The sequence below is a fragment of the Nocardioides sp. genome (assembly GCF_016462705.1).
GTDB lineage: Bacteria > Actinomycetota > Actinomycetes > Propionibacteriales > Nocardioidaceae > Nocardioides.
Map to the genome: position 1 here is coordinate 23687 of NZ_JAEMSS010000028.1, position 8385 is coordinate 32071.

The 8385-nt window shown below is 72.0% G+C and carries 9 protein-coding genes; 4 read left to right on the plus strand and 5 right to left on the minus strand.

Translation table 11 applies throughout. The features are described from left to right. Positions 1 to 4 precede the first annotated feature (4 nt). Entirely contained in the window at positions 5 to 583 is a 579-nt protein-coding gene (locus JHD21_RS05700) for a hypothetical protein (protein ID WP_292672363.1), read from the minus strand. 110 nt (positions 584 to 693) lie between these two features. Between JHD21_RS05700 and JHD21_RS05705 the strand changes: the two genes are divergently transcribed. After that, on the plus strand, positions 694 to 1242 hold the full coding sequence (locus JHD21_RS05705; protein WP_292672364.1) for a sigma-70 family RNA polymerase sigma factor: 549 nt from the start codon (positions 694 to 696) through the stop codon (positions 1240 to 1242). 20 nt (positions 1243 to 1262) lie between these two features. On the opposite strand, the gene JHD21_RS05710 is transcribed toward JHD21_RS05705, so the two are convergent. The 3 genes from JHD21_RS05710 to JHD21_RS05720 are packed head-to-tail and all read right to left on the minus strand — an operon-like array spanning position 1263 to position 4839. Then, a complete protein-coding gene (locus JHD21_RS05710) occupies positions 1263 to 1715 on the minus strand; it encodes a MarR family transcriptional regulator (protein ID WP_292672365.1) in 453 nt (150 codons plus the stop codon). Beyond that, positions 1712 to 2344 carry a type 1 glutamine amidotransferase family protein gene (locus JHD21_RS05715; protein WP_292672367.1) on the minus strand — a complete coding sequence of 211 codons (633 nt, stop codon included), beginning with the start codon at positions 2342 to 2344 and terminating at the stop codon, positions 1712 to 1714. Before JHD21_RS05715 ends, JHD21_RS05710 begins: the two co-directional genes overlap by 4 nt. A gap of 47 nt (positions 2345 to 2391) precedes the next feature. Then, positions 2392 to 4839, minus strand: a complete 2448-nt coding sequence (locus JHD21_RS05720; protein WP_292672369.1) for a hypothetical protein — start codon at positions 4837 to 4839, stop codon at positions 2392 to 2394. A 98-nt stretch (positions 4840 to 4937) separates the two neighbouring features. On the opposite strand from JHD21_RS05720, the gene JHD21_RS05725 reads away from it, so the two are divergent. The 3 genes from JHD21_RS05725 (at position 4938) to JHD21_RS05735 (ending at position 8128) form a co-directional block, all read left to right on the plus strand. Further along, positions 4938 to 5540 (plus strand): 3'-5' exonuclease, encoded by a 603-nt coding sequence (locus JHD21_RS05725; RefSeq protein WP_292672370.1) that lies wholly within the window; start codon positions 4938 to 4940, stop codon positions 5538 to 5540. A 75-nt stretch (positions 5541 to 5615) separates the two neighbouring features. Then, positions 5616 to 6983, plus strand: a complete 1368-nt coding sequence (locus tag JHD21_RS05730) for a hypothetical protein (protein WP_292672372.1) — start codon at positions 5616 to 5618, stop codon at positions 6981 to 6983. A 101-nt stretch (positions 6984 to 7084) separates the two neighbouring features. Further along, on the plus strand, positions 7085 to 8128 hold the full coding sequence (locus JHD21_RS05735; protein WP_292672374.1) for a hypothetical protein: 1044 nt from the start codon (positions 7085 to 7087) through the stop codon (positions 8126 to 8128). Between the two features lie 46 nt (positions 8129 to 8174). Here JHD21_RS05735 and JHD21_RS05740 read toward each other — a convergent pair. Further along, positions 8175 to 8385 (minus strand): hypothetical protein (locus JHD21_RS05740; RefSeq protein ID WP_292672375.1); only part of this gene is annotated, 211 nt, incomplete at its 5' end.

The window sequence follows — 8385 nt, forward strand, 5'->3', positions numbered from 1 at the left end:
GTTGCTACTGCTGGTGTCGCGTGGCGACGTAGACGTACTGCGTCGCCTGCACCGTGACACCGGCCTCGCCGCTGTTGCCCGCGGTGAAGGCGCCGGTGAGCGTCACGGGGGTGTCGTTCGCCGTGATCTTGATCGTCCCGGAGAAGGACGTCTGTGCCGGGTTGCCGCCGCCGTCGGGCACGTCGGCGGTGTAGGCCTTGTTGAACCCGTCCTGGAGGCCCGGGATCGTCACGACGCCGTAGTCGGCGCCAGCCGGCGCAGGCCCGTTGACGTGCCAGAACTGGGCGGTGCCGTTGATCTTCCACGTCCCCTGGTCGAGGACGATGGTCACCAGCGGGGTCTCCGTGTCGGCGGCGACCTCCACCACCCGGGCCCCGGCGAGAGCGGGGTCGGTGCTCACCGGGGTCGTACCCGCGACGACGGTCTCGGTCGCCGTGAACCGCGCGAAGTTGTTCGTGGTGAGGTCGCGAGTCTGGAGCGTGCCGTCCTTGATGTCGTAGCTCGTGACGGAGTTGTTCTTGATCCCGTCCGAGCCGATCTGTCCGGCCGCCACCGCGGTCCCGGTTCCGAGGAGCGCGATCACCGCACCCCCGACCGCTACTGCCCGAGTCCTGCCTGACGTGAGTTTGCGAATGGTCATACGGGTAACAGCGCTGGCCGGTCTCCTGGCGTTACAGCACCTACGGTGGAGTCATGGTGGCCGCGGCAGAGCTCGACCGGCTGGCGTCCCGGGCTGCGGCCGGCGACCCGCAGGCGCTCGACGAGCTGCTCGCCGAGATCCAGCCGCGGGTACGCCGGATCTGCGGCCGGATGCTCCTGTTCCCCGAGGACGCCGAGGAGGCCGCCCAGGACGCGCTCCTGCTCGTGGCCACCAAGATCGGCGGCTTCGAGGGCCGCAGCCGGTTCACCACCTGGCTGCACGCGGTGGCGTCCAACAGCGCCCGCGCGACGTACCGCACGCTCAAGCGCCGGTCCGCCGAGCGGCCGACCGACGAGCTCCCGCTCCACGTCGACCCGCGCACCACCAGCGTGATCGCCGGGAGCAGGCTCGACCTCCTGGACGCCCTCGAGGTCCTCGGGGCCGAGCGACCGGAGCTGGTGGAGCCGCTCGTGCTCCGGGACGTCCAGGAGCTCGACTACAACGAGATCGCGTCCCTGCTCGACGTTCCACTGGGCACCGTCAAGTCCCGCATCCACGCCGCACGCACCGCGGTGCGGCCGCTGCTGAGGGTGGTCGACTAGGCCGACGGGGATCAGTCGGCTCAGTCGGCCGACAGGGCGTCGATGAGACGCTGCATCACCTCGACCGTGTCGCGCAGGTCGGCCTCGCCGACGACGGCCGTGATCTCGCCCGCCCAGGCCAGCGCGTTGCCCCGCAGCTTGTCGATGGCGTCCCAGCCGGCCCGCGTCGGGGCGAGCAGCTTGGCGCGGGCGTGGGCGGGGTTGGCCCGGTACTCCGCCAGGCCGTTGTCGACGAGGAGGTCGGCGACCCGCTGCACGCTCTGGCGGGCCAGTCCCATCTCCCGGGCGATCCCGGCCACCGTCAGCGGCTCGCGCAGGACGGCGCCGAGCACCTGCCACCAGGCCGCCGTGAGGCCCGCGGGGCGGGCGAGACCCTCGGCGACCTGGAGGAACATGCCGTTGAGGCGGAAGGTGCGCAGCACCAGCTCGACGAGGACCTCGCGCTCCGGCCCGGAGTCTCCGGGCTGGGTCATGCGCCGGCCAGGACGGCGAACCCGGACGGGTCCTGCCGGCCGAAGAGCCGGTACCAGGCGTCGAGCGCCTCCGGCTCGAAGACCTCGAGCTGTTCCAGCGCGGCCCGGGCGAACTCGACCGGATGGGTCGGGCCGGCCGTGATGAGGCCGCGGTCGGTCACGCTGTCCTCGTGCCGGTAGAGGTGGCCGCCGGCGTAGGCGCCGCCGGACTGGAGGAGATACTCCGGAGCCGAGCTCGTGTGGGCGCGGTCGTCCAGCAGCCCCGCCCGGGCGAGTCCGGCGGTGGCTCCACAGATCGCCGCGACGGGCACGCCCGCCTCCAGGAACGCGCTCGCGGCCCGGAGGGGCTCCGAGGTGGCGGGGTGCTGGTCGGCGTCCCAGAGGTCGCCGCCCGGGAGCACGAGCATCGCGCTGTCCGCAGGTGAGAGCTCGTCGAAGGTGAGGTCGGGGAGGACCCGGACACCTCCCATCGAGAGGACGGGCTCGAGCGAGGACGCCACGGTGCGGACCCGGAGGGAGCCGGGTCTGCGTTGCCAGGCGGGGTTGTTCACCCGGCTGACCAGGAAGCCCGGCTCCCAGTCGGCCCAGGTGGGGTAGACGGCGAGGTGGACGGTGCGGATGTCTGCCATAGACAGCATTCTGTCAGAATGACAGTGTGCTGTCAAGATTCAGGTGATCATCTCAGGCGGCCCAGGTACGCCGCGGCGTGCCGCAGGTCCCGCATCCGGGACTCCCAGGTCACGCCGCTGGCGATGAGGACCGCACCCGCCAGTCCGATCAGCACCCACTGCGGGGTCTGCAGGGCGTACGGCGTGAGCTCTCGGAGCACGACCAGCCCACCGACCACGGCTCCCACGACGACGGGAGCGTGCCAGCGCAGCTGCACGCCGGCCAGGAGCAGGACGAGGCAGCCGAGGCCGAGGATCACGGCCCGGGGGGTGACCGGCTCGGCCAGCACCCACAACAGCGACGGCACGGTGGCCAGCACCAGACCGGGAGCCAGCGTCGGCATCGTCGCGGCGTCCTGCGCGGAGCGGATGCGGTAGATCCCGACGAGGACCAGGGCCAGTGCGGACGGGAGGGTGTAGGCCTCGGGTGCCTCGACGCCCAGGTCGGCGAGCCGGACCCAGGTCGCCGCGGCGAGCAGGAGTCCACCCGGCCACGCGAGCATCCGCCGGTCCGGGTGCAGCAAGGAGCCGGTCGTGACCAGGGCGCCGGCCACAGTCAGGTGCACCGCCAGCGACACGGAGACGTCGGTGGCGGCCGGGATCGCCGCCAGCGCGGCGACGAGTCCCGTCACCGCCGCCGCAGCCTCGACCTCCGGTCGGGCCAGGACCAGGGCGAGCAGCCCCACGACGACCATGATCGGCACCGCCCGGACCGCCGGGTCGAGACCGGCGGTCTCGGCCGCGGACCAGAGGAGTCCCCCGAGCGCGAGGGGCAGGCCGAGGCCTGCGGACTCGAGCGCCAGTGGGAAGTGCCCTCGCACCAGGGTGGCCCCGAGACCCAGCACCACCGCCGACAGGGCGACCGCCGTGAGGACGGCGCTGGGGAGGGCCGCCACGACCAGCAGGACGCCGGCCAGGGCGGCCCCGGCCGCCGCCGGTGCGGAGCTCGCATGGGTGCCAGGCAGCGCCACGACGAGCAGGCCGGCTGCGACCACAGCGAGGGCGCCGAGCACGGTCCAGAGCGGGGCCGGGTACAGCCCCAGGGTGGCCACCCCGGCCACGGTGAGGGCTCCCGCTCCCAGGCGGACGAGGGGGAGCCTCGTGGGGAGCGCCAGGGAGGCCGCGACCACGAGGGCGCCGACCGAGCCGAGCAGCAGCAGCGGATGCGGCTCGACCTGCAGGGGGACGATATCGACGTCGGCCGAGGCCGTGTACGGCCCGCCGAGGGTCGCGACGGCGACCGCGGAGACGCCGACCAGGTAGAGGGAGGTGACCGCGCAGGCCAGGGCCCCGGCCGCGAGAGGCACTCGGGGGACGGCGTACCAGCGCGGCGGGGTGAGCGACGAGACCGCCGCCCAGACGACCACGACGCCGATGAACACGAGACCGGCGTCGGTCGCCGAACCGTCGAGCCACGGCAGCACCACGGCGTACGTCGTCGCGCCGGCCACGAACGCCGCGGCCCCCTGGCGGACCACCGGCTCGGCCCAGCCCACTCCCCAGAGCAGGAGCGCCAGCAGGCTCGCGGCCACCAGCTCCCAGCCGTGCCCCTCGCGCCACAGGGCCGACCAGCCCGGGTGCTCGCTGGCCTCGGCGAGCGCCCACAGGCCGCTGCCCGCCCACACGACGGCGGCGAGGACGCCGCTGACCCAGGCGAGCACCGTCGCCTCCAGACGTCGGCCCGCGGCGACCAGTCCCGCGAGGACCAGGACGGAGACGACGCCACCGATGTCGACCGCGCCGATGGCGAGCCTCGACCAGTCGACACTGCCGAGGACCATGGCGACCCCGGTCGGCGCGACGAGCTGCGGCGTGACCAGCCGGCGCCGGGGGACGGAGAGGGCGAGGGCCGGCACGAGGAGCGCGAGGCCGACGAGGCGGACGAGCTCCTCGACGGCCAGGGTCCCGAACCAGCCGGCGTTGTCGGCACCGATCACGTCGAGGACGACCAGCCCGAGCGCCACGGCGACCAGTGCCTCACCAGCGACCCGGAGGCCCCGTCGAGCGAGGGCCAGGCCGCCGGCCCCGGTGGCGACGGTCAGGACCACCAGCACCGCGGTACGACCGCCGACTCCGAGCCAGGTCCACGCCACGGCGAGGAAGATGACCGCCGCGACGAGGAGGCAGGCCGCTCCGAGGCCGAGCAGGATCTTGGGGACGGAGGCTCCCGCGAGCCCCCGCCGGGCGGCCGCGGGGTGTGCGGCAGGCATCGGCGGGAGGTCCGGGTCGAGGTAGGAGGCCGGACCCGGCGCGGCGCGGGTGACGGCGGTGGGGGTCGAGGCCCGCAGCTGGACGAGCAGGTCGTCGGCCGCGCGGAGCGTGCTGAGGAGCTGGGTGGCCAGCGGGCCCTGGAGCGGCAGGTCACAGGTCGGGCACCGCAGCGGCGCGGTCGGCAGCGCGCTACGGCAGTCGGGACAGACGGTGGTGTCCGCATATCGCGGTCGGGCGGCGTCCATGCCTTCATTGCGACACGACGGAGACAGTCCGGGTAGTGCCGGACGACCCAGCCCGTCGTGAGTGTCCGGGCTCACCCAGCCTCTACGCTCGACGGACCATGACCGCCAGGGACAACGACGACCAGCCGGAGACCTTCATCTCGGTCGACATCGAGACCGCCGGCCCGGTGCCGTCGAGGTACGCGATCCTGTCGATCGGGGCCTGCCGCGTCGACGACCCCGAGCAGACGTTCTACGTCGAGCTGCAGCCGGAGCACACCGCCGCGATCCCGGAGGCCCTCGCCGTGACCGGCCTGTCGATCGAGCAGCTCCTGGAGCGGGGCGAGCGGCCCGAGCGGGCGATGAGCATGTTCGAGGACTGGGTCCTGAACCAGGTGTCGGCGGGGAGCCGGCCGGTCTTCACGGCGTTCAACGCGGCGTTCGACTGGATGTTCATCGCCGACTACTTCGAGCGACACCTCGGCCGCAACCCGTTCGGCTACTCGGCCCTGGACATCAAGGCCTTCGCGATGGGGAGCGGCAACACCTCGTGGGCGGCCACCAGCATGGACGTCCTCGCCGCCCGTCACCTGGGTGGCCGTGCCCTCACGCACAACGCCCTGGCGGACGCCCAGGACCAGGCCGAGCTGTTCCGCCACCTCCTCGACGAGCGGGATGCGCTCGCGGGCGCGACGACGACCACCGTGTCGCTGGGCGAGTAGCCCAGCGTCCAGCCGGGCGACGAACAGCCCGAAAGTGCCATTCCGGGGACCCCTCCGGAGGGCGAGACTCTCCGCATGACCGCCACGACTCCCGATGGTCTTGCTGATGACGCCGTTGCTCGCCTCCTCGAGTCGGCGAGACGTTTCAACATCGAGCTGGACGACGCCGAGACCCGCCGCTGGCTCGACGCGCTGGCCGCCGAGACGGCGCCGGACACCGACCCGGACGCCCCGGACATCACCGTCTCCGCGGACGGCGTCTTCGGGCACCGCGTGACGATGCTCGACTTCAGCCCGGCGGTCCTCGCCCGGTTCCGGCGGATCGGCGAGCTGGTCGACGTCAAGGGCCCGGAGGGGATCGTCGAGGGCGCGCTGGCGATGTCCGGCTCGTCCACGCAGTCGAAGATCCAGGCGTTCCCCGGGGACGGCGACTTCTTCCAGCGGCTCAACATCAAGGCGGCGACGCGCAGCGAGGCCTGCCAGATCCTGGCCACGGTGCTCCGCGACAACGCCATCGAGCGGGCCAGCGGGCCGACGTACCAGTTCATCGAGGCGAAGTGGAGCCTGTGGCCCTTCGACTGCGTCAAGGACGGGGAGACCCAGAAGAAGGGCGGACCGATCAGCTGGCGACCGGACGAGGTCCTCGCCGGCGAGATGTTCGTGGAGCGCGACGGCGAGCGGGTCCGGCTCGGCTGGGACGAGCTGTGCGAGGAACCGGGCTGGTGCAAGCTCGACTGGGTCGCCGTCGACGCCGACAGCGGCGGCCTGGCGAACGCCAGCAACGTCATCGACCCGACCTGGGAGTCCCCCGACGGCGAGATCGTGGCCCTCGACGGCTACATCGACGCCTACTTCCAGGAGGTCTACCTGGACCAGGAGGAGCTGCCCACCTTCGCCAAGGTCGTGGCCAACGTGTCGGGTGATGCTCTGGACGACTACGTGGAGCAGCTGGAGGGCGAGGTCAGGAAGTACCTCGCGCACCCCAACTACGGCAAGGTCGCCAAGCGGATGTACAACGTCTTCCGCTACAGCGGCCGGCACGTGGAGGCGGCGTACGTCCGGGAGCTCTTCGACGAGCCGACCGTCGTCCTCTACCAGGTGTGGTCGCTGCTCTGGACGCTCGAGAACGCCGCCGTCGAGGGGTCGACGATCCCCGAGGAGAACGTCCGGGCGCAGACCGACGACCTGGTGATGACCGTGGTCCAGGCGCTCGAGGGTGTGCAGGAGGAAGAGGTCGTCGCGGCCCTGCTCCGGCTGCGGTCGGCGCTGGAGGCGCATCGCGACACCAGCGACCCGGAGGCGGTCGCGCGCGAGCTGGACGCAGCCAAGGCGCAGCTCGAGAACGTGGTGAACACCTTCTTCCGGGACCGGCTCGTCGCGTTGCCGTCGATCAAGGACTACATCGACTCGCTCGGTGTCGTCCCCGGCAGCGGAGGTCACTGACCGCCGGTCCGGCCATCGGCAATAGTCACAACGGGTCATGTCTGCGCACCGACGGGCTCCGTAGCGTCGGGACCACCACTCCTGTCGAGAAGGGTCCGACCATGAAGATCACCTCCTCCGTGCGCGCCTACGGCGCCGGGCTTGCCGTGGCCGTGGCCGCCGCCGGTCTGGTCATGGTGCCCACCACGGCTCACGCCGGGGTTCTGGACACGGCGTCGTCCCAAGCGGCTGTCGGGTTCAGCGCCTCGGGCGGCTGTACCGAGACCGGCCCCGGGGACGCCACCTCTCCGGCCACGCCGTTCGCCGCCGACGGCGTCCCGGTGACCACGACGGTCACCAGCAGCGCGACCGTCACCCACAACGTCGACAACACCGACGTGACCACGATGACGGGAACGGTCTCCAACACGGTCCGGGCCACCCAGCTCGGTGGCGCGCTGCGGACCCTCGAGGTCGACGTGACGACGCAGCTGTCGCTCCTGTCCTCGAAGGGCACTGCGCAGGCGTGTGGCGCCTCGGTCACGGCCCAGGGGGTGGACGTCGGCTTCTTCGACCTGCCGACCCCGAAGTACGTCACCGCACACATCAAGTCCAAGGGCGCCGTCGGCATCCTGATACTGCAGAACGCCGCGGGCCCGGTCGCCGGCACGATCCAGCAGGTCCAGTACTTCCTGCACAGCAACCTGACGCAGCGGATCTACCTGCCTGCGGGGACCTGGATCCTGCAGGTGCAGAACCAGAACATCCTGCAGGCGCCGACGCCGGCGCAGACCATGACGAGCCCGAGCAAGTCGACGCTCAACCTCGACCTCGTGTTCGACGACCCCGGGGTCGCGACCGAGGTGGCCAAGGGCAGCGGCAGCAAGTACCTCGACCTCGCGGACGGACGTGCCTGCGCGGCCGGGTCCGTGGCCGCGACGTGGACGGCGAAGGCCGGCAAGGGTGACAAGCGCAAGGTCAAGAAGGCCATCTTCCGGGTCGACGGCGTGAAGGCCAAGGTGGTCAAGAAGCCCAAGAAGAAGCAGACGACCACGCTGACCGGGCTCGACCCCGACGAGATGGCCGAGGTCTCGGTCAGCCTGAAGCTGGTCGAGAAGGGCGCGGACAAGCTCGCCGTGGAGCGGACCTACCTGCCCTGCACCTGACCGCGACGAGCGCGGCGGACCGGCTCCGGCCCGGTCCGCCGCGCCCCTACGCCGACGGCTGAGGCAGCGTGCAGGACACGTTCGGGTTGATTCCCTGGTAGTTGAGCGGGCCGGCCGCCACGGTCAGCGAGATCTCGCCCACGGCAGAGCAGGTGGGCGTCGCCCGGGCGAAGTTGCCGCGCTGCTCGGCGGCGACGCCGCCGATGAAAATCCACACGATGGCGATGACGCCGATGGCGCTCCTCATGAATCCCCCC

Excerpts from the sequence above, each read along its gene's own strand:
- JHD21_RS05705 (WP_292672364.1), top strand. The coding sequence starts at position 694 with ATGGTGGCCGCGGCAGAGCTCGACCGGCTGGCGTCCCGGGCTGCGGCC.
- JHD21_RS05710 (WP_292672365.1), bottom strand. The coding sequence starts at position 1,715 with ATGACCCAGCCCGGAGACTCCGGGCCGGAGCGCGAGGTCCTCGTCGAG.
- JHD21_RS05715 (WP_292672367.1), bottom strand. The coding sequence starts at position 2,344 with ATGGCAGACATCCGCACCGTCCACCTCGCCGTCTACCCCACCTGGGCC.
- JHD21_RS05720 (WP_292672369.1), bottom strand. The coding sequence starts at position 4,839 with ATGGACGCCGCCCGACCGCGATATGCGGACACCACCGTCTGTCCCGAC.
- JHD21_RS05725 (WP_292672370.1), top strand. The coding sequence starts at position 4,938 with ATGACCGCCAGGGACAACGACGACCAGCCGGAGACCTTCATCTCGGTC.
- JHD21_RS05730 (WP_292672372.1), top strand. The coding sequence starts at position 5,616 with ATGACCGCCACGACTCCCGATGGTCTTGCTGATGACGCCGTTGCTCGC.
- JHD21_RS05735 (WP_292672374.1), top strand. The coding sequence starts at position 7,085 with ATGAAGATCACCTCCTCCGTGCGCGCCTACGGCGCCGGGCTTGCCGTG.